The sequence below is a fragment of the Actinophytocola sp. genome (genome assembly GCF_035762905.1).
Taxonomy (GTDB): domain Bacteria; phylum Actinomycetota; class Actinomycetes; order Mycobacteriales; family Pseudonocardiaceae; genus DASYTH01.
Genome location: NZ_DASUCC010000111.1, coordinates 1 through 17,510 on the forward strand (window position 1 = coordinate 1; position 17,510 = coordinate 17,510).

21 protein-coding genes are annotated in these 17,510 nt (G+C 71.4%); 11 read left to right on the forward strand and 10 right to left on the reverse strand.

The features are described 5' to 3' along the window. On the reverse strand, nucleotides 1–847 hold an 847-nt coding region (locus tag VFV67_RS24015), incomplete at its 3' end, for a DEAD/DEAH box helicase (protein WP_326472884.1). A 76-nt stretch (nucleotides 848–923) separates the two neighbouring features. Next, entirely contained in the window at nucleotides 924–1,652 is a 729-nt protein-coding gene (locus VFV67_RS24020) for an RNA methyltransferase (RefSeq protein WP_326472885.1), read from the reverse strand. Nucleotides 1,653–1,717: 65 nt separating this feature from the next. Here VFV67_RS24020 and VFV67_RS24025 point away from each other — a divergent pair, with 65 nt between their 5' ends. Genes VFV67_RS24025 through pruA form a run of 3 tightly spaced genes read left to right on the forward strand, consistent with a single transcriptional unit; the run spans nucleotide 1,718 to nucleotide 5,292 of the window. Next, nucleotides 1,718–3,109 (forward strand): wax ester/triacylglycerol synthase family O-acyltransferase, encoded by a 1,392-nt coding sequence (locus tag VFV67_RS24025; RefSeq protein ID WP_326472886.1) that lies wholly within the window; start codon nucleotides 1,718–1,720, stop codon nucleotides 3,107–3,109. Next, nucleotides 3,106–3,609: a DUF6912 family protein gene (locus tag VFV67_RS24030; protein WP_326472887.1), complete on the forward strand. Its 504-nt coding sequence runs from the start codon at nucleotides 3,106–3,108 to the stop codon at nucleotides 3,607–3,609. The genes VFV67_RS24025 and VFV67_RS24030 overlap by 4 nt, the downstream gene beginning before the upstream one ends. A 54-nt stretch (nucleotides 3,610–3,663) precedes the next feature. Further along, entirely contained in the window at nucleotides 3,664–5,292 is a 1,629-nt protein-coding gene (gene pruA, locus VFV67_RS24035) for an L-glutamate gamma-semialdehyde dehydrogenase (RefSeq protein ID WP_326472888.1), read from the forward strand. A gap of 9 nt (nucleotides 5,293–5,301) precedes the next feature. Here pruA and VFV67_RS24040 read toward each other — a convergent pair whose 3' ends face one another. From VFV67_RS24040 to aroA, 4 genes are all read right to left on the reverse strand, one after another. Then, nucleotides 5,302–6,186 (reverse strand): NAD(P)-dependent oxidoreductase, encoded by an 885-nt coding sequence (locus tag VFV67_RS24040; RefSeq protein ID WP_326472889.1) that lies wholly within the window; start codon nucleotides 6,184–6,186, stop codon nucleotides 5,302–5,304. Between the two features lie 70 nt (nucleotides 6,187–6,256). Continuing rightward, nucleotides 6,257–7,087, reverse strand: coding sequence for a hypothetical protein (locus VFV67_RS24045; protein WP_326472890.1), 831 nt, complete (start codon nucleotides 7,085–7,087; stop codon nucleotides 6,257–6,259). Between the two features lie 52 nt (nucleotides 7,088–7,139). Continuing rightward, on the reverse strand, nucleotides 7,140–8,165 hold the full coding sequence (rsgA, locus tag VFV67_RS24050; protein ID WP_326472891.1) for a ribosome small subunit-dependent GTPase A: 1,026 nt from the start codon (nucleotides 8,163–8,165) through the stop codon (nucleotides 7,140–7,142). Then, the gene (gene aroA, locus VFV67_RS24055) at nucleotides 8,162–9,424 is read right to left on the reverse strand and encodes a 3-phosphoshikimate 1-carboxyvinyltransferase (RefSeq protein ID WP_326472892.1); all 1,263 of its coding nucleotides are present in this window, start codon (nucleotides 9,422–9,424) and stop codon (nucleotides 8,162–8,164) included. Before aroA ends, rsgA begins: the two co-directional genes overlap by 4 nt. Nucleotides 9,425–9,502: 78 nt before the next feature. On the opposite strand from aroA, the gene VFV67_RS24060 reads away from it, so the two are divergent. The 4 genes from VFV67_RS24060 to rsrA all read left to right on the forward strand — a co-directional run bounded on the left by VFV67_RS24060 (nucleotide 9,503) and on the right by rsrA (nucleotide 12,146). Next, nucleotides 9,503–10,279 carry an SOS response-associated peptidase gene (locus VFV67_RS24060; protein ID WP_326472893.1) on the forward strand — a complete coding sequence of 259 codons (777 nt, stop codon included), beginning with the start codon at nucleotides 9,503–9,505 and terminating at the stop codon, nucleotides 10,277–10,279. Next, nucleotides 10,276–10,887, forward strand: coding sequence for an alpha/beta family hydrolase (locus VFV67_RS24065; protein WP_326472894.1), 612 nt, complete (start codon nucleotides 10,276–10,278; stop codon nucleotides 10,885–10,887). Before VFV67_RS24060 ends, VFV67_RS24065 begins: the two co-directional genes overlap by 4 nt. A 324-nt stretch (nucleotides 10,888–11,211) precedes the next feature. Beyond that, nucleotides 11,212–11,838 carry a sigma-70 family RNA polymerase sigma factor gene (locus VFV67_RS24070; RefSeq protein ID WP_414636338.1) on the forward strand — a complete coding sequence of 209 codons (627 nt, stop codon included), beginning with the start codon at nucleotides 11,212–11,214 and terminating at the stop codon, nucleotides 11,836–11,838. Then, on the forward strand, nucleotides 11,835–12,146 hold the full coding sequence (gene rsrA, locus VFV67_RS24075) for a mycothiol system anti-sigma-R factor (protein WP_326472896.1): 312 nt from the start codon (nucleotides 11,835–11,837) through the stop codon (nucleotides 12,144–12,146). Before VFV67_RS24070 ends, rsrA begins: the two co-directional genes overlap by 4 nt. 34 nt (nucleotides 12,147–12,180) lie before the next feature. Here the strand turns inward: rsrA and VFV67_RS36845 are convergent, their stop codons facing one another. Beyond that, a complete protein-coding gene (locus VFV67_RS36845) occupies nucleotides 12,181–12,255 on the reverse strand; it encodes a 50S ribosomal protein bL37 (RefSeq protein WP_414635456.1) in 75 nt (24 codons plus the stop codon). A gap of 136 nt (nucleotides 12,256–12,391) precedes the next feature. Here VFV67_RS36845 and VFV67_RS24080 point away from each other — a divergent pair, with 136 nt between their 5' ends. Both VFV67_RS24080 and VFV67_RS24085 read left to right on the forward strand, forming a co-directional pair. Further along, nucleotides 12,392–12,604: a biotin/lipoyl-binding carrier protein gene (locus tag VFV67_RS24080; RefSeq protein WP_326472897.1), complete on the forward strand. Its 213-nt coding sequence runs from the start codon at nucleotides 12,392–12,394 to the stop codon at nucleotides 12,602–12,604. Between the two features lie 12 nt (nucleotides 12,605–12,616). After that, a complete protein-coding gene (locus VFV67_RS24085; RefSeq protein WP_326472898.1) occupies nucleotides 12,617–14,113 on the forward strand; it encodes a sensor histidine kinase in 1,497 nt (498 codons plus the stop codon). A 70-nt stretch (nucleotides 14,114–14,183) separates the two neighbouring features. Here the strand turns inward: VFV67_RS24085 and VFV67_RS24090 are convergent, their stop codons facing one another. Both VFV67_RS24090 and VFV67_RS24095 read right to left on the reverse strand, forming a co-directional pair. Then, nucleotides 14,184–14,438 carry a WhiB family transcriptional regulator gene (locus tag VFV67_RS24090; RefSeq protein WP_326472899.1) on the reverse strand — a complete coding sequence of 85 codons (255 nt, stop codon included), beginning with the start codon at nucleotides 14,436–14,438 and terminating at the stop codon, nucleotides 14,184–14,186. 233 nt (nucleotides 14,439–14,671) lie between these two features. Further along, on the reverse strand, nucleotides 14,672–15,601 hold the full coding sequence (locus VFV67_RS24095; protein ID WP_326472900.1) for a diacylglycerol/lipid kinase family protein: 930 nt from the start codon (nucleotides 15,599–15,601) through the stop codon (nucleotides 14,672–14,674). Nucleotides 15,602–15,781: 180 nt separating this feature from the next. On the opposite strand from VFV67_RS24095, the gene VFV67_RS24100 reads away from it, so the two are divergent. Together VFV67_RS24100 and VFV67_RS24105 are read left to right on the forward strand one after the other, a co-directional pair. Then, the gene (locus tag VFV67_RS24100; RefSeq protein WP_326472901.1) at nucleotides 15,782–16,186 is read left to right on the forward strand and encodes a hypothetical protein; all 405 of its coding nucleotides are present in this window, start codon (nucleotides 15,782–15,784) and stop codon (nucleotides 16,184–16,186) included. A gap of 92 nt (nucleotides 16,187–16,278) precedes the next feature. Beyond that, nucleotides 16,279–16,572 carry a hypothetical protein gene (locus tag VFV67_RS24105; RefSeq protein WP_326472902.1) on the forward strand — a complete coding sequence of 98 codons (294 nt, stop codon included), beginning with the start codon at nucleotides 16,279–16,281 and terminating at the stop codon, nucleotides 16,570–16,572. Between the two features lie 78 nt (nucleotides 16,573–16,650). Here the strand turns inward: VFV67_RS24105 and VFV67_RS24110 are convergent, their stop codons facing one another. After that, entirely contained in the window at nucleotides 16,651–17,505 is an 855-nt protein-coding gene (locus tag VFV67_RS24110; protein WP_326472903.1) for an ATP-grasp domain-containing protein, read from the reverse strand. Nucleotides 17,506–17,510: the final 5 nt, after the last annotated feature.

Consider the following 17,510-nt stretch of genomic DNA (forward strand, 5'->3'; position numbering starts at 1 on the left):
GAACGGACGGGAGCGGCGCCCCGATCCGTGTCGGCAGCTCGAGCCGGTCGACCCTCACCCAGCTCTCCACCCGGGGCGTCGCGCTCCCGTAGACGGCGACGGCGTTCTCGAGCGCCGCCCGCTTCGCCGCGACCGTGCGGGCGTCGTAGCGCGGGTCGCCGTCCTGCTTGTACGACGCGTCGTGCTCCTCGTCCACGACGAGCAGGCCGAGGCCGCGCACCGGCGCGAAGACCGCCGACCTCGCGCCGATGACCACGCGCGCCTCGCCCGCGAGGATCCGGTCACGCTCGTCGCGCCGCTCCGCCTCGGTGAGCGCCGAGTGGAGGATCGCGATCCGGTCGCCGAACCGCGCCCGGAAGCGCCCGACCGCCTGCGGCGTGAGCGCGATCTCCGGCACGAGCACGATCGCCCCGAGCCCGCGCTCGAGCGCTGCAGCGCACGCTTGGAGGTAGACCTCGGTCTTCCCCGATCCCGTCGCGCCGTGGAGGAGGAACGGCCCGCCGGCGCCCGCGTCCATCGCGGCCACGACCCGCGCCACCGCGGCCGTCTGCGCCTCCGACAACTGCTCCGGCTCCGCCTCGCCCTCGAGGCCCTCACGCAGTGCGGGCACGTCCCGCTCGCCCACCTTGCGGACGCGGCCCGGCGGGGCCACGAGCGCCAGCGCGCGGCCCGGCGTCGAGCCGTAGTAGTCGGCAAGCCAGAGCGCGAGGTCGACGAGCGGCTCCGGCAGCAACTCGACGACGCGCTCGGCCTCGGCCGCCTCGACCCCCTCCGGCGGCTCGTCGTCGAACAGGGCGCGCAGGAGGATGGCGGGCCGGTGCTGGGGGACGAGCGCGGGCGCGGACATGGCGGGCTCCCTCGGGGTGGCGGTCGGCAATGAGTCCGCACTGATGAGGAAGCGAGGGTGCTGATCAGGTCACAGTTCATCCGTTCGGGTGGAATCGGCGGACGAGCTCGAAACAGAGGACGGCGGCGGCGCTGGCGACGTTGAGGGACTCGACGTCGGCGGACATCGGGATGGACACCCAGCGGTTGACGTGGCGGCGGACGTCGGCAGTGACGCCGGAGGTCTCGCCGCCGAGGACGAACGCCGCCCGGTCCGGGAGGTCGGCGGTGAACAGGGACTGCCGGGCGCCCGCGTCCAGCCCGTAGAGGGGATAGCCGGCGGCGCGGAGGTCGCCGGCCGCCTCGGCCGCGGTGGCGCAGCGCAGCACCGGGGCCTGGAAGGCGACTCCGGCCGAGGCCTTGATCACGAGGGGGTCGATGCCGGCGACCCCCCGGCGCGGCACCACGATGCCGTGCACCCCCGCCGCCGTCGCGGTGCGCAGGATCATGCCGACGTTGGCGGGGGTGGTGATCCCGTCAAGCAGCAGCACCCGGCGCGGGGCTCGGCCGGCCAGCGCGTCGGACAGCCGGCGCATCCGCGGCGCGACCACGTCGGCGAGCACGCCTTGGTCCTGCTTTCCGTTGCCCGCCAACACTTTCACCCGGTGTGCGGTGGCCCGGGAGACCGGCACGCCACGCCGCTGCGCCGCGTCGACGATGTCCCGCACGGCCGGCCCGCGCGCGGTGTCCGCGACGATGACCTTGTCCACGGTGAGCCGGTCGTCGGTCAGCGCCTCGAGCACCGGCTTGCGCCCGAAGACCGTCACGAATCTGTCCTTGGGCGAAACGGCGTCCACGTGCGGAGTCTGGCACGTATGCCAGGATCTGGCGCATGGCCGATCGCCTGTCCACGCTCGACGCGTCCTTCCTGTACCTGGAGGATCGGACCGCGCCGCTGCACGTGGGCGCGGTGGCGCTGTTTCGCAGGCCGCGGATCGGGTTCGACTACGGCCAACTGGTCGCGCTGATCGAGCAGTGCCTGCCGCAGGTCCCGAGGTACCGCCAACGGGTGCTGCCGGTGCCGGGACACCTGGCCCGGCCGGTGTGGGCCGACGACCCGGACTTCGACCTGACCTACCACGTGCGCCGCTCGGCGCTGCCCCGGCCGGGCAACGAGGAGCAGCTGCTGGACCTGGTCGCCCGCTTGTTCTCCCGGCCGCTCGACCACGCCCGGCCGCTCTGGGAGGCCTACCTGGTGGAGGGGCTGAGCCGGAACCGGGTCGCGCTGGTCACCAAGACCCACCAGGCGCTGGTGGACGGGGTGAGCACGGTCGACATCGGCCAGCTGATCCTGGACACCGGCCCGCACCTGCCCGACCAGGACCCGGACGACGGCTGGCGGCCGCGCCGGCTGCCCGGCCGCACCGGGCTCGCCCTGGACGCGGTGCGCGAGACGGTCGGCCGGCCGCGCGAGGTGATCGAGAACCTGCGGTCCGCGGCGACCGACGCGGTGGCCACCGCGCGCAAGGTGGCCGGCGCGGTCGGGTCGCTGATCGAGACGGTTGGCACGGTGGCGCGCCCGGCCGCCGCCGGCCCGCTGAACGTGCCGATCTCCGGTCAGCGGCGGTTCGCCGTGGCCCGGGCGCGTCTGGACGACCTGCGCGGGGTGCGGGCCGAGCACGGCGGCACGGTGAACGACGCGGTGTTGGCCGTGGTGTCCGGGGCGTTGCGCACCTGGCTGCTGTCCCGGGGCGAGCCGGTCACCTCGTCGACGACGCTGCGCGCCCTGGTGCCGCTGGCCGTGCGGGACGAGTCCGGACAGCAGGGCAACAAGGTCACGCCGTACCTGGTGGATCTGCCCGTCGGCGAACCGAACCCGGTGGTGCGGCTGCAGCACATCAGCCACGCCATGCAGGCGCACACCGACTCGGCCGTCGCGGCATCGGCGCTGCTCGGTGTCGGCGGCCTGTCCCCGCCGACACTGCACGCGCTCGGCGCCCGGGCGGCGGCCTCGTTCTCCAAGCGGATCTTCAACCTGGTGGTCACCAACGTGCCCGGTCCGCAACTGCCGCTCTACGCCGGCACGGCGCTGCTCACCGAGATGTTCCCGGTGGTTCCGTTGGTGCGCAACCAGGCCCTGGCCATCGGGGTGACGTCCTACGACGGCGGAGTCTACTTCGGACTGACCGGCGACCGGGACGCACTGTCCGATGTGGACATCATGGCGAAGATGATCGAAGAGTCGGTCGACGAGCTGGTCACAACGACACCGAGGCGGTCATGAGGGTCTACATTCCGGCGACCGTGGCCATTCTGCGCCGGCTGGACGCCGACGGCGAGCTGGTCGCCGTGAACAACACCGCGTTCGCGCTGACCCCGGCGCTGCGCGAGTACTACAACGCCGGCAGCGCCGACGAACTGGAGTACGCGGCGATGCTGGAGGCGGCCCGGGCCTCGCTGCGGCTGATCGCCACCGAGCTGGCCCAGGACGTCCCGGCGCTGCCCCGGCGGGCGGTGGTCTCGGCCGACGTGGACGGGGTGACGCCGCGGCCGGACCTGGACCACGCCGCGGTCCGGCTGTCCGGGCCGGTGCCGCTCAAGGTGGTGGCCGCGGTGCACATGGACACCCCGGAGGCGGAGGACGCGGTGCGCGCCGCCGCGGCCGTGATCGACGCGGCCGACATGGGCGATCCGGACGCCGAGTTCACCCTCGGCAGCGCCGAGGACCACGAGCTGTCCTGGTACGCGGCCCAGGAGTTGCCGTTTCTTCTCGATCTTCTCTGAGGTGCGAAGATGGCCTGGCAGCCACAAGCAGCCCACACCTCGAGGAGCAACCCGATGGACGCGGTGTCGTCAGTGCCGGAGCCGGTCAACGAACGGGTGCGCGGCTACGCGCCGGGCAGCGCCGAGCGGGAGTCGCTGCGGCGCCGGATCGCCGAGCTGGAGGGTGAGCGGGCCGAGCTCACCATGACCATCGGCGGCGGGCAGCGGATGGCCGGCGGGGAGCCGATCGACGTGGTCCAGCCGCACGACCACGAGCACGTGCTCGGGGTGACCGGGCAGGCGACCGAGCGGGACGTGGCCGACGCGGTGAGCGCCGCCAAGCTCGCCGCCCCGGCCTGGCGCGAACTGCCGTTCGACGAGCGGGCCGCGATCCTGCTGCGCGCCGCCGACCTGCTGGCCGGGCCGTGGCGGGACACGCTCAACGCCGCGACCATGCTCGGACAGTCGAAGACCGTGCAGCAGGCCGAGATCGACAGCGCCTGCGAGCTGATCGACTTCTGGCGGTTCAACGTCTACTTCGCCAGCCGGATCCTCGCCGAGCAGCCGTTCTCCTCGCCGGGGGTGTGGAACCGGTTCGACCACCGGCCGCTCGACGGGTTCGTCACCGCGATCACCCCGTTCAACTTCACCGCGATCGCCGGCAACCTGCCCACCGCGCCCGCGTTGATGGGCAACACGGTGGTGTGGAAGCCGTCGCCGACCCAGCAGCTCGCCGCGCACCACATCATGCGGCTGCTCGAGGCGGCCGGCCTGCCGCCCGGCGTGATCAACATGGTGACCGGGGACGGCGCTGCGGTCAGCGAGGTGGCCATGGCCGACCCGGACTTCGCCGGCCTGCACTTCACCGGCTCCACCCGCACGTTCAAGATGCTCTGGCGGAGCATCGGGGAGCGGCTGGACGGCTACCGCTCCTACCCGCGGATCGTGGGCGAGACCGGCGGCAAGGACTTCGTGGTCGCCCACCCCTCGGCCGAGCCCGGCCCGCTGGTCACCGCCCTGGTCCGGGGCGCCTTCGAGTACCAGGGGCAGAAGTGCTCGGCGGCCTCCCGGGCCTACGTCGCCCGTTCGCTGTGGGAGGGCGGTGTGCGGGACGGGCTGGCCGACATGGCCCGGTCGCTGTCCTTCGGCGACGTCACCGACTTCGGCCACTTCGGCGGCGCGGTGATCGACCGGCGGGCGTTCGACAAGCACCGCGGCGTGCTGGAGATGGCCGGCGGTGCCGCCTCGATCGAGGTGCTGGCCGGCGGCACCGCGGACGACTCGGTCGGCTACTTCGTGCAGCCGACGGTGCTGCTCGGTACCGACCCGATGCACGACGTGTTCACCACCGAGTGGTTCGGCCCGATCCTGGCCGTCTACGTCTACGACGACGCCGAGTACACCAAGGTGCTGGAGTTGGTGGACGGCTCCACCCCGTACGCGCTGACCGGGTCGGTGTTCGCCACCGACCGGGCCGCCGTCGAGCAGGCGCACAAGGCGCTGCGGTTCTCGGCCGGCAACTTCTACGTCAACGACAAGCCGACCGGCGCCGTGGTCGGCCAGCAACCGTTCGGCGGCAGCCGCGGCTCGGGCACCAACGACAAGGCCGGCTGGAGCCACAACCTGCAACGCTGGGTCAGCCCCCGAACCATCAAGGAAACCTTCGTCCCGCCCACCGACCACACCTACCCGCACATGGCCTGACCGCCGGGGTTACGCCGAGAACCAGGCCGCCGCCGGAACCGGGTCCGCCGGGCGCCAGCCGGTGGCTTCGGTGAGTCGGTGCGAGACCACCCGCTGTGACCGGGCGAAGGTGGCGAACTGGCCGGCGGCCAGGGCACCCGGCAGGGTGCGGGCCCGGCGCACGCCGGCCGCCTCGGCCACCGCCCGGGCGAACTCGGACTTGCGCACCGGCGTGGCGCCCACGTTGTACACGCCGCTGGGCGCGGACAGCGCGGCCACCGCTCCGGCGGCGGCGTCGGCCGGCCGGATCGCGGTGAACCAGCCGCGCGGGTCGCCGAACTGCACCGGCATCCGCAGCTTGGCCAGGCGGACCAGCGTCCGGGCCATCGGCTCGTCGCCGATCAGCGCGGCGATCCGCAGCCGCACCCCGACCCGGCCGTCGGCCTCGGCGAACCGGGCGACGTTGGCGTGCGCCGCCAGGGAGGAGCGGGTGGCTCCGGCCGGGTCGAGCGGCGCGTCCTCGTCCAGCTCGGCGTCCCCACCGTCGGCGTAGACGAACGAGATGCCCTCCTGCACGATCACCCGCACGGTGTCCGTGGCGAGCGCGGCGTCCACCAGGTTCCGGCTGCCCTCGGTGCGCACCCGGTCGTTCTCCGCCATGCCGCGCAGCATGGCCCTGGCGCTGGTCGGGATCCGGGTGGCCAGGTTGAGCACCGCCTCCTGCCCGGCCACCGCCGCCGCCATCGACCCGGGGTCGAACAGGTCGGCCACCAGCGGCTCGACCCCGAACGCACGAACCGCCCCGGCTCGCTCCGTCGAGCGAACCAGGGCGGTCACGTCATGGCCGGCGGCGAGCAGCCGCGGCGCCGCCTCCCGGCCGAGCACTCCGGTCCCGCCGATCAGCAGCACCCGCACCGCCGCTCACCTCTCTCCATCGGATCCACCGGATCGGACGAGGCGGCGGACCCGGATGTGACGGCCGGCGTTACCGGGGCAGCTCGGCCACCTCGGCGGCCGGCGGCGCGGTGATCTCGACCGGCTTGCCCCAGTCGGTGTAGTCCATGTTCATCGTGACGGACTGGGACTGCCCACCCGCCGTGATGTCCATCTTGATCGCGATCTTGACCGGCAGGTTGTCCTTGTTCAGCCACACGTCCATCGGGTACTCGGTCAGGCCGGCCTTGGTGGCCTCCTCGAGCATCTTCTTCATCTCGGGGTCCTTCTGCGCCTCGACCGCCTTGGCCACGTCGACCACGACCTCGTAGTGCGTGGTCTCCTCGCCGCCAAGCTGCTCCTTCTTGGAGCTCTTGATGGTGCCGGCCTCCTGGAGCTGCTTGAGCGTCTCCGCCGGGTTCCCGTTCGTCTTCATCTGCTCGACCATCGAGCCGAGCGTCTTCGACATCGGGTCGTCGCCGCCGGCGGTGATCTTGACCCACGGCTTTCCGGGCTGCAGCTCGGAGGGGAGCTTGATGTAGAACACATCGTCGACCAGACGCATGGTCATCGTGGCCATCTCCGGGATGGACATGGTCATCTCCATCGCGGGCTGGTCACCGAAGCGCATGTTGCCCTCGCCGCCGATCGACTGACCGGCCGCGTCCATGGACATCTTCACGTGCGCGGACTGCTTCTCGGCGCTCTTCTTGGCGACCACGTCGGCCAGGTTGGTGAGGCTGCCGATCTCCTCCCCGCCGCTGCCGGCGTTGGCGTTGCCGCCGCTGCCGGTGGGGCTGCCGGACTGCGTCGACTGGCAGCCGGTCAGCACCAGCGCGACGAGTGCCGCCCCGCTGGTGAGCAACATGGTGGTTTTCCGCATTGGTTTTGTGCCCTCCGTACGAGATGTCTCTGCGGGGGACGTTACCCGCCAGTTAGTCCTGATATTCGTCCAGCCCTGCCCGGGAGGCGAGCAGGCGGCGCAGTGATCCAAGTCTCCCCGCCGTCGCTTCACCCGCCGCTGTGACCACGTCCAACATGCAGTCGGGGTCCTCCGGTGGGCCCCGGTGTCCGCAGTTGGACGGACACTCCTCGACCGCCTCGACGAACTCCGGGAACGCCGCCACGATATCGCCCGGCCGAACGTGTGCGAGGCCGAATGACCGAATTCCCGGGGTGTCCACCACCCAGCCGCCGCCCGGCAACGGCAGCGCCACCGCCGTGGTGGAGGTGTGCCGGCCCTTGCCGACCGCGCTGACCGCGCCGATCGCCCGGTCCGCGTCCGGGACCAGCTTGTTGACCAAAGTGGACTTTCCGACGCCGGAGTGGCCGACCAGGGCGGACACCTTGTGCGCCAGCGCCTCGCGCAGCACGTCGGGTTCCTCGTCGTGCCGGGTGACCAGGATCCGCAGGTCCAGCTCGGCGTAGCCGGCGAGCAGCTCGTCCGGGCTGGCCAGGTCGGCCTTTGTCAGGCACAGCACCGGTCCGAGTCCGCCGGTGAACGCGGCCACCAGGCACCGGTCGATGAAACCGGTGCGCGGCGGGGGATCGGCCAGCGCGCAGACGATCATCAGTTGCTCGGCGTTGGCCACCACCACCCGTTCGAACGGGTCGTTGTCGTCCGCGGTGCGGCGCAGCACGCTGCTCCGGTCGGCCACCCGCACCACCCTGGCCAGGGTGTCCGGCCGGCCCGAGGTGTCGCCGACCAGGTCGACCCGGTCGCCGACCACGATCGGGGTGCGGCCGAGCTCCCGGGCGCGCATGGCGACCACCTCGCGGTCCGGATCGCCGTCCAGCGCGCAGGTCCACCGACCGCGGTCGACCTCGACCACCAGTGCGGAGCGCGCATCGGCGTGCTCCGGGCGCAGTTTGCTCCGCGGCCGGGTGCCCCGGCCGGGCCGGACCCGGACGTCGGCCTCGTCGAGCCTGCGCCAGTCGTCGCGCCGCGCCCTGCCCGTCACGTGCGCAGCATCCCCGCCCACAGCCCGGGGAAGTCGGACATCGTCTTGCCGGTGGCGGCGATGTCGTCCACCTCGACGCCGGGCACCACGAGGCCGACGATCGCCCCCGCGGTGGCCATCCGGTGGTCGGCGTGGGCGCGCCAGCGGCCGCCGTGCAGGGCTGCCGGCCGGATCGCCAGGCCGGTCGGGGTCTCGGTGACGTCGCCGCCGAGCCCGTTGAGCTCGGTGGCCAGCGCGGCCAGCCGATCGGTCTCGTGCCCGCGCAGGTGCGCGACCCCGTGCAGCACCGACGGTCCCTTGGCCAGCGCGGCGAGCGCGGCGACCGTCGGGGTCAGCTCACCTGCTTCGTGCAGGTCGACGTCCACTCCGGACAGTTCGGCCGGCCCGGTCACGGTCAGCCCGGCCGTGGAAAGCGTTACCTCGCAACCCATCGCGGTCAGAATATCGCGGATCGCCGCGCCCGCCTGGGTGGTCCGCGCCGGCCACCCGGCGATCGTCACGGTGCCCCTGGTGAGCGCGGCCGCGGCCAGGAACGGTGTGGCGTTGGACAGATCCGGCTCGACCATCCAGTCCCGCGCGGCGATCGGTCCGGGCGCCACCCGCCAGGTGTTCGGCTCGGAGTCGTCCACCGCGACCCCGGCCTCGCGCAGCATCGCCACGGTCATCTCGATGTGCGGCAGCGACGGCACCGGCTTTCCGTCGTGGTGCACGGTCACCCCACGCCGGTAGCGGGCGCCGGAGAGCAGCAGCCCGGAGACGAACTGGGAGGACGCCGACGCGTCGATGGTCACCGCGCCGCCGCCGACCGATCCGGTGCCGTGCAGGGTGACCGGCAACGCATCGCCGTCGATGCCGACCCCCAAAGCGCGCAACGCATCCAGCACCGTCCCCATGGGACGCTCCCGGGCCCGCGGGTCGCCGTCGAACCGGATGTCCCCGGTGGCCAGCGCGGCGGCCGGCGGGACGAACCGCATCACCGTGCCGGCCAGCCCGCAGTCGATCGACGCCGGGCCGCGGAATCCTTCGTGTGCCCCGAAACGCACGGTGTCCCCGGCGACGTCGGCCGGCACGCCGAGCGAGCGCAGCGCGTCCACCATCAACGTGGTGTCACGGCTCGACGGCACCCCGTGCACCGTGGCCGCCGATCCGGACAGCGCAGCAAGCAGCAGCGCCCGGTTCGTGATCGACTTGGATCCGGGAACGGCTACGGTGGCCCGAACCGGCGCCGTGGCGACCGGTGCCGGCCAGTGCGTCGTCATGGTTGCCAATGATCCCGCATGGCCGGCTCGCCTGTGTCGGTGGGACATGTCACGATCGGTCAGGGAGGTGCACTGACATTGTGCGGACGGTATGCGGCGACGAAGGACCCGGCGACGTTGGCAGCGGAGTTCGACGCGGTCGACGAGACGGACTCCTACGAACCACGCGCGGACTACAACGTTGCGCCCACCAAGCAGGAGGTCACCGTCGTCCAGCGGCACCCGCGGGACGACGAGGGCAATCCCGACCCGAACAGCACCGTGCGCAGCCTGCGGGTGATGCGCTGGGGCCTGGTGCCGTTCTGGGCCAAGGACAAGTCGGTCGGCGCGAAGATGATCAATGCCAGAGCGGAGAGCGTGGCCACCAAGCCGGCGTTCAAGTCCAGCCTGGCCAAGCGGCGCTGTCTGGTGCCGGCCGACGGCTGGTACGAGTGGCGCCGGGACGGCGGGACCAAGCAGCCGTTCTTCATGACCAGCGCGGACGGCTCCAGCCTGGCCTTCGCGGGACTGTGGTCCACCTGGCGGGACAAGGCCGACGAGGAGGCCGAGCCGCTGGTCACCTACACGGTGTTGACCACGGACGCGATCGGGCAGCTGACCGACATCCACGACCGGATGCCGATGGTGCTGCCGCGGGAGTCGTGGGCGGCGTGGCTTGACCCGGACCGCGAGGACGTGTCAGACCTGCTGGTCGCGCCGTCGATGGAGTTGGTGTCGGCGCTGGAGCTGCGCCCGGTGTCCAGCGCGGTGAACAGCGTGCGCAACAACGGCCCTGAGCTGGTGGTCCGGCACGAACCCGTGCCGGACCTCGACGAGCCCGCCCTTTTCGACGTGGAGGACACGCCCGGACGATGACCGCCACCGAGATCGAGACCGCCTTCGGCCTCGCCCGGGCCGAGCTGCACTGCGTGCCCGAGCCACGGGCCGCCCTCCTGCTCGGCCACGGTGCCGGCGGCGGGATCGGCGCGCCGGACCTGGTGGCCGCCGCGCGCGGCGCGCGGGCGGCCGGCGTGCACGTGGCGCTGATCGAGCAGCCCTACCGGGTCGCCGGTCGCCGGGCGCCTGCGCCGGCCGCGCAGCTGGACAAGGCGTGGCTCACGGTGGCCGACGAGCTGTCCAAGGAGTTCTTCGCCGACCTGCCGTTGGTGTTCGGCGGCCGGTCCTCTGGAGCCCGGGTGGCCTGCCGGACCGCCGCCGAGGGCCAGGCGGTGGCCGTGGTCTGCCTGGCGTTCCCGGTGCACCCGCCCGGCCGGCCGGAAAAGACCCGCCAGCCCGAACTGGACGAGGTCGAGGTGCCCACCCTGGTGGTGCAGGGCGACAACGACCCGTTCGGTCGCCCCGACCCCGCCCACCACCGCGAGATCGTCCTGTTCCCCGGCGATCACTCGCTCAAGCGCGACGCCACGGGCATCTCGCGCACCGTCGAGGAGTGGCTCGACCGCATCCTGCGCCCCCTCGATTAGGGACCTGCTCCGTGGATCGTCGAGACAAGCCCCGGGCCGACCAACAGCAACCTCAGGGGCACCGTGGCGCAATCCAGCCACAATCAACCCGCTAACCACACCACCGGCTGGAACGCAACAACAGCAGTCAAGACCCGGAGAGGCGGAACAGCGCCGGTGCCCCGGCCGGCCACGCGGCCAGCCTGGGGAATGCCGGACGGGTGTCGCGGCGTTGCGTCCGGCGTGCCGACCACGCTGCGCGCGGCGGGTCTCCGATCTCGCCGCGTATCCTCGAAGCGATCCCATGCGTGTTCAACTATGGAAATCTCGCCGGAAGGGAGCCTGGTGCCCGGCACCGATATCCAGGCCAACGCGAAACCCGAGAGCCCGGTCGAGCGGGCTGAGCGGTTCGAGCGGGATGCCATGCCCATGCTCGACCAGCTGTACTCGGCCGCCCTGCGGATGACTCGCAACCCCGCCGATGCCGAAGACCTGGTCCAGGAGACCTACCTCAAGGCCTACGCCGCGTTCGAGTCGTTCCGTGCCGGCACCAACCTCAAGGCGTGGCTGTACCGCATCCTCACCAACACCTACATCAACGGGTACCGCAAGCGGCAGCGTCAGCCGATCCAGCAGCCGACCGAGGAGATCACCGACTGGCAGCTCGCCCAGGCCGAGAGCCACACCTCGACCGGCCTGCGGTCCGCCGAGCTGGAGGCGATGGACCGGCTTCCGGACACCGACGTCAAGGAAGCCCTGCAGCAGTTGCCGGAGGAGTTCCGGTTGGCGGTGTACCTTGCCGATGTCGAAGGCTTCGCCTACAAGGAGATCGCCGAGATCATGGGCACGCCCATCGGCACCGTGATGTCCCGGCTGCACCGCGGCCGCCGGTTGCTGCGTGACCTGCTGTCAGATGTGGCGCGTGAGCGTGGGTTCCTGCGCTCGGCCGAGCGAGAGGTGGCCGGGTCGTGAGCTGCGGAAAACCCCATGAGACCGATTGCTCCGAGGTGCTCGCCGAGGTGTGGCTATTTCTTGATCACGAGTGTGACCAGACCCGTCGGGAGCTGCTGGAGAAACACCTCGACGAGTGCAGCCCCTGCCTGGAGCGCTTCGGGCTCGACGAGCACCTGAAGATGCTGCTGGCGACCAAGTGCGGCGGTGAGCACGCCCCGGACAGCCTCAAGGAGCGGCTCCGGGCGAAGATCAGGAAGACCGTGCTCGAGCACACCAGCGTCACCGTGGAGGTCACCAGCGTCACCGTCGAGGTGCACGAGGAGTGAGGTCCGGGGAACACGCCCGCGTTCCCCGGTTCGCTCAGCTGTGCGGCCGCTTGCCGTGGTTGGCCGAGCTCTTCTTGCGGTCGCGGCGCTTGCGGGCGCGCTTGGACATCGTGGTTTCTCCTCGGTGTTTCGATGGCACGGTCGGTGCCGAACAATTCTGGCATGTTCGGCGTTGTCGCTCGCCCCGCGGTCGATCGTGGTTGGATGACCCTGAACCGATCCGCGGCGTCGAGGAGGAGCGGTCGATGGCGGAGATCCTCGCCGAGATAGTGGCCAACGTGCTGGAGGTCGTCGGCCACGAGGGTCAGGTCGTGGACGAGGGCGACACCGTGGTGATCCTGGAGTCGATGAAGATGGAGATCCCGGTGCTCACCGAGCACAAGGGGACGCTCACCAAGATCGCCGTGAAGAAGGGCGACGTGGTCCAGGAGCACGATCTCATCGCGGTGGTCGAGTAGTAGCTTCGGGCCGTGTCCACCCTCTCCGACCTACTCGCCGAGCACACCAGCCTGTCCGCGAAACAGGTCGACCACCTGCAGATGGTGGTGGCCGAGTGGCAGTTGCTCGCCGACCTGTCCTTCGCCGACTTCCTGCTGTGGGTGCAGGTGGACGAGGAGGACAACCAGGACGGCGCGGAGTTCCTCTGCGTGGCCCAGGCCCGGCCGACCACGGCGCTCACCGCGCACGGTGAGGACGTGGTGGGTTCCCGGGCGTTCGCTCGGGAGCATCCCCAGCTGCGCAAGGCGATCACCGAGCGGCGGATCTGCCGCGAGGAGGATCCCCGCTGGTACCTGGGGGTGCCGGTGCGCCGGGAGACGATCCCGGTGACGCACCGGGATCAGGTGGTCGCGGTGCTGTCCCGGGAGACGAACCTGGCCGTGCCGCGGGTGCCCAGCTCGCTGGAGATCGCCTATCTGGGCGTGGCCGGCGACCTGTGCCAGATGGTCGCCGACGGCAGCTTCCCCACCGCCGAGCCGTCCCCCGGGGTGCACACCAGCCCTCGGGTCGGCGACGGGCTGGTCCGGCTGGACGCCTCCGGCGCGGTCGTGTTCGCGAGCCCCAACGCCAAGTCGGCCTACCACCGGATGGGGCACGCGGCGGACCTGATCGGTGCCCGGCTGGTGCCGCTGACCAGGACGCTGATCGCCGACCCGTTCGACGCGACCGAGGTCGCCCAGCGCATCCTGACCGCGCTGGACGGCAAGCCGAGCATGCGGGTGGAGGCCGAGTCACGGCGCGGGGCCACGGTGCTGTTCCGGGCGCTGCCGCTGCGCCCGGACGGCAAGCCGGCCGGGGCGCTGGTGCTGGTTCGGGACGTCACCGAGGTGCGCCGCCGGGACCGGGCGCTGCTGTCCAAGGACGCCACGATCCGGGAGATCCACCATCGGGTGAAGAACAACCTCCAGACGGTCGCGGCGCTGCTCCGGTTGCAGTCCCGCCGGGCGACCAGCCAGGAGGCCAAGGACGCACTGGCCGAGTCGATGCGCCGGGTGGCCGCGATCGCGATGGTGCACGAGACGCTGTCCACCTCGGTGGACGAGCGGGTGGACCTGGACTCGTTGGTGGACAAGGTGATCCCGGTGGTCGGCGACGTGGCGGTGGCGGAGAGCCAGGTCAAGGTGCGCAAGATCGGACAGTTCGGCGTGGTCTCCGCCGAGTTGGCCACGCCGCTGGTGATGGTGCTGACCGAGCTGGTGCAGAACGCGGTCGGGCACGCCTACCCGCCGGGTCAGTCGGGTGAGGTGCTGGTGTCCGCGGACCGGTCCACCCGCTGGCTGGACGTGGTGGTCAGCGACGACGGCCAGGGGTTGCCGCGCGGGTTCTCGCTGGAGCGCACCGACGGTCTCGGCCTGCAGATCGTGCGGACGCTGGTGGAGACCGAGCTGCGCGGTACGCTGTCGATCCGGCGCCGGGAGCGGCGCGGAACCGAGGCGGTGCTGCGGGTGCCGCTGTCGCACCGCCGGTAGGGCCTGGGGACAGCAACGAGCCCGGTCACCTCGAGGGGTGCCGGGCTCAGTAGCTTTGCGGTACTGCGGCTCAGGCGTTGCTGCGTTGCCGGGTCCGGGCGTTGCGCCGCTTGAGGGCGCGTCGCTCGTCCTCGCTCATCCCGCCCCACACGCCAGCGTCCTGACCGCTCTCGAGCGCCCAGGCCAGGCAGTTGGAAGCGACGGTACAGCGGTGGCAAACGGCCTTTGCCTCGGCGATCTGCAGCAACGCAGGACCACTGGTCCCCACAGGGAAGAACAGCTCAGGGTCCTCGTCCCGGCAGGCCGCGCGGTGGCGCCAGTCCATGGTTAATTGCTCCTCGCTTAGGCGCGGTTGGTCGCACCTGTGGTCGTCATCCGGTCGTCGGGGTGCTTGTGAATGCTTTCACGAACCAGCTAGATGTCAAGAGTTCTCATGCACCCGGTGAGTGACCTCACCCAAAAGAAACAGGTAGAAGGCCTGTCGATGCACAGAGTTACGATTCGGTCTCGATCATTACGGACCGTACGACGGCTGGTTCGCACCCCTCGATCGAGGACTCAGATCACCACGGTGAGCGCCCGCGGTACGGACTGGAATGTCACGACCGTGGGTTCCCCGATGAGGTCGCCGTCACATTGCACCCGAACCGGTTCCTCTGACGTCACCCGAATCTCGTCAACGTCATCGAGCCGCAACAGGTTCCGGCCGCGGGTTTCCCCCTTGCGGCTGATCGCCTGGGTGAGGTGTCGCAGCACGGTGGGTAGATGCAGGCTGGTCAGGGCGAACACGCCGAGCCCGCCTTCGAAGCTGCACCCCCGGTTGAGGTGGATCGCCCGGCCGCCAAGGTAGGTCCACGGGTCGGTGTTGGAGACGAACACCAGGCGCAGGTCGGACACCGGTTCCTGGCCGGGCAGCTGCACCGTGAGCCGCTGTTTGCCCTGGGACGGGCGCAGGTACTCAGCCACGGCGACCCGGGCGTAAAGGGCCGGGCTGGCCCGCTTGCCGCGCTTGCGGTGCACGTCGGCCACGACGTCGGCGTCCCAGCCGACCCCGGCGCTGAAGGTGAACCAGCGGCCCGGCGTGCAATTGGTGGTCACCTTGCCGAGCCCGACGGTCCGGCCCCGACCCTCGGCGATCGCGAGGAGTAGCTGATGCGCCGCCTCGATCGGGTGACGGGGCAGGCCGAGCGCCCGGGCGAACACGTTAGCCGAGCCGCCCGGCACGATGCCCAGCTTGGGCACCGCGCCACTGGCGCCCTCGGCCAGCAGGCCGTTGACCACCTCGTTGACGGTGCCGTCGCCGCCGTGCGCGACCACCAGATCGACGCCGTCGACCGCGGCCTTGGCGGCCGCCGCCATCGCGTGCCCGCGGTAGTCGGTCTCGACCACCTCGAGCTTGACCTGGCTGGCCAGGGCGTGCGCAAGCACATCCCGACCGGCGGCCGTTGTCGCGGTCGCCTTGGGGTTCACCACCAGCACTGCACGCATGGGCGCAGCGTATGCGGTGCCGTTCCCGTCCCGTCCGGTACCGGTCCCCTTCCTCCTCGCAGCCTCGCGCGAGTGCACCCAGACGACCGTCTGCTCGCGAGAAGCAGTCTGACTGTACTGATCGTCCCTCGAAGGGCTGGCGTTAGGGACCCCCGTCCGGGTGGGGTTACGATCACCCGAATGCAGGTATCCGCCGCTCCGCGCAGTGTTCGGGTTGCGGGTGTGCTGGTCGGGCTCCAGGGACTTGCCGGTCTGGCCTTCGCCGTCGCGCTCCTCGTCCGCGCCTTCGACGACGCCGGTCCCGGCGGCAACCTGTTCGGCGAGGCCGGCTACTTCGCCCTGCTCGGCGCCGGCGTCCTCGCCTGCGGCATCGGCCTGCTCCTCGGCAAGACCTGGGCGCGCACCCCCACCCTGGTCATCGAGATCGTCCTGCTCGGCGTCTCCTGGTACGCCATCGGCCCGTCCAGCCGCCCCGCGTACGGCCTCCCCGTCGCCGCCCTCGCCATCCTCATCCTGGTCCTCCTCCTCGCCGTCCCCGCCCGCGCCTGGGCCGACGGCGACCCCGAGGATTCGCAGCGCCGATGAGTGCCGCAGCCGGGACCTGCCAGCCCCGCCAGATGCCCTGAACGGTCGCAGAACCCGGGCTCGGGTCTCCACCCGCATGCGACCCTGGGTCCATGAGCAGCGACCTCACCCCCGACGTGAGTGCCCTGGCGATCAACGTCACGATTCCGGAGGCCCTTCGCTGGACGGACATCCGGCGCGGTGAGGAGTTTCTGCTGACCACCCTCAACGTCCGGCTTCTCCCGGACGGGCATCTCGCGGCGAAGGCCTACGGCCGGCCGACCGGCGGTGGGCGGGGCGCCTACGTCTCGTTCCGCGTCCCCGACAAGCCCGAACTGACCAACCTCGTCGCCGAAGCCGCCAATCGGGCCGGGGAGCTGTGGGGCGCTCACCGGGGACTCGGCTGAAATCGTCGTGTTCGGCGCCCGTGCGGCGGAGTCGGGATCGGGCCCGGTGGTGCCGACGGGAACACGATCCCACCGGGATCACCCGTCGAATCCGGTGTGCAGCATGGCGATGAACGTGTCCGGTGCGATCGTGCCCGGGCGGTCGCTGACCTGCCCGTCGCCCAGTTCGACAAGCCGCCACACCCCGTCCGCGCTCAGTACGACATCCGCGGTGACGAAAGGCAGGCCCAGCCCGCCGATCAACGGGCCGATCGCATCGAGGTTCGGCTCGGCGACCGGCATGTCCTGCGGAGTGTCGGGGTGTGGACCCACCAGGCGGCAGACCCCGTCAACCCACCAGGTCCGCACCTCGGCCGAGACGAACCGCTCGAACCGGCGCAGCACGAAGCCACCGACCATGTCCTCGTCGCGCAGCAGACGGAAACGAGATGCCACGGCCCATGCGGCATCCGGGTCGCCGAGATCGGGAATGAACGCCGCCTCTGCCCAGTAGTGCTTCATCGACTTGACATGGTCGCGCAGCACGGCCGGGCCCGAACCCAACTGCCGGCAGGCCCGCTCGAACGCGTCCCGACCGGCACCCACCGTCCACACCGACCGGGGCGTCACCGCCGACAGGGCCGGATACCACCCCGGCAGCTCATGGGCCCGCGCATACTGCTCCGCGCTGGTCCGCAACGTGACATCCCGTTCGCGCAACGCCTCGGCGAACGCCGCGTACTGCTCGCTGCGCAACATCCAGCCCCGGTACATCGCCGGACCGCCGCCCGTAACCCGCTCGACCCCGCGCCCAGCACCACCGGGCCGACCCAACGCATCGTGGTCGACCACCGTCACCCGCAGCCCCGCCGCGCGAGCCGCCTCGGCCTCCGCCGCGAAGTGTCCATCCACGCGGCGAGGGTTGAGCACGTCGGCCGGAACGAGCAACATCATGCGGC

Bases quoted from the DNA above. Each gene is read 5' to 3' on its own strand.
- VFV67_RS24110 (WP_326472903.1), bottom strand. From the start codon at position 17,505: ATGATGTTGCTCGTTCCGGCCGACGTGCTCAACCCTCGCCGCGTGGAT.
- VFV67_RS24100 (WP_326472901.1), top strand. From the start codon at position 15,782: ATGCAGGTATCCGCCGCTCCGCGCAGTGTTCGGGTTGCGGGTGTGCTG.
- VFV67_RS24095 (WP_326472900.1), bottom strand. From the start codon at position 15,601: ATGCGTGCAGTGCTGGTGGTGAACCCCAAGGCGACCGCGACAACGGCC.
- VFV67_RS24065 (WP_326472894.1), top strand. From the start codon at position 10,276: ATGACCGCCACCGAGATCGAGACCGCCTTCGGCCTCGCCCGGGCCGAG.
- pruA (WP_326472888.1), top strand. From the start codon at position 3,664: ATGGACGCGGTGTCGTCAGTGCCGGAGCCGGTCAACGAACGGGTGCGC.
- VFV67_RS24080 (WP_326472897.1), top strand. From the start codon at position 12,392: ATGGCGGAGATCCTCGCCGAGATAGTGGCCAACGTGCTGGAGGTCGTC.
- VFV67_RS24105 (WP_326472902.1), top strand. From the start codon at position 16,279: ATGAGCAGCGACCTCACCCCCGACGTGAGTGCCCTGGCGATCAACGTC.
- VFV67_RS24025 (WP_326472886.1), top strand. From the start codon at position 1,718: ATGGCCGATCGCCTGTCCACGCTCGACGCGTCCTTCCTGTACCTGGAG.
- VFV67_RS24030 (WP_326472887.1), top strand. From the start codon at position 3,106: ATGAGGGTCTACATTCCGGCGACCGTGGCCATTCTGCGCCGGCTGGAC.
- aroA (WP_326472892.1), bottom strand. From the start codon at position 9,424: ATGACGACGCACTGGCCGGCACCGGTCGCCACGGCGCCGGTTCGGGCC.
- VFV67_RS24090 (WP_326472899.1), bottom strand. From the start codon at position 14,438: ATGGACTGGCGCCACCGCGCGGCCTGCCGGGACGAGGACCCTGAGCTG.
- VFV67_RS24045 (WP_326472890.1), bottom strand. From the start codon at position 7,087: ATGCGGAAAACCACCATGTTGCTCACCAGCGGGGCGGCACTCGTCGCG.